Here is a 903-nt window from a genome sequence, read left to right on the forward strand (position 1 = left end):
GCCGCCACCGCGCCTGCCGCGCCCGGCGACCCCGCCGACGGGTCGGGGGCCGACGAGGCGGGCGTCGAGGTCACGTCCCTCCTGCCGGCCGAGCTGCGGCCCGGGGGGCGCGTGACGGTGCGCGGCCGGGTGTCCGGCGGTGAGGACGGGCTCGTCGGGGCCCGGGTCGAGCTGCGGCGCGCCCCGGTGCGGAGCTCGTCGGTCTCCTCGCTGGAGCGCTGGACCGCCCCCGTGGACGAGCAGGCGGCCCCTGCCGCCGACCCCGACGACCCGGGTGGCGCCGGCGGCACCAGGGGCGGGGCAGGCGGCACGGCCGGCGGTGTCGACGACCCGGCCGAGGACGCCCGGACCGAGGTCGTCGTGCAGGTGGGCGACGTGCCCGCCGGCGAGGTCGTCCCGTTCGTCGCGGTCGTCGAGGCCTCCGCGACGGGGCTGCGCAGCACGGCCGGGGCGGCCGGCGCGTACGGGCTGCAGGTGCTGCTGCTCGACGAGGCCACGACCGAGGGGGCCGACGGACCGGGGCCGGTGGACGACGAGCGCGGCTTCCTCGTCTGGACCCCGGAGGTGGACGTGGCTCCCACCCGCCTGGTGACCACGGTGCCGCTGCAGGGACCCCCCCCGACCACGACGACCGGGCTGCCGGAGGAGCAGGAGCTGCTCGACGCCCTCGCCCCCGGGGGCAGGCTCGACCGGTTGCTGCCGGCCGCCGCCGTGCTGGACGCGGGCTGGGTCGTCGACCCGGTGCTGCTCGCGGGTGCCGCCGCGGCCGCCGGCACCACCGATCCCGGGGCTCCCGCCCCGACCACGCCGGACGACCCGGCTGCGACCGCCGCGCCCGGTGACGAGCCGGGCGACGCGGCCGAGGCCGCAGGTGGGTCGGCGGGTGACGCGGCAGGCGGTGCC

At 80.7% G+C, this 903-nt stretch carries 1 protein-coding gene; it reads left to right on the forward strand.

Annotated features, from left to right (window positions below; translation table 11 throughout):
* Positions 1 to 903 (forward strand): hypothetical protein (locus WCS02_RS20680; RefSeq protein ID WP_340296195.1); only part of this gene is annotated, 903 nt, incomplete at both ends.

The organism is Aquipuribacter hungaricus (genome assembly GCF_037860755.1).
Taxonomy (GTDB): Bacteria; Actinomycetota; Actinomycetes; order Actinomycetales; family JBBAYJ01; genus Aquipuribacter; species Aquipuribacter hungaricus.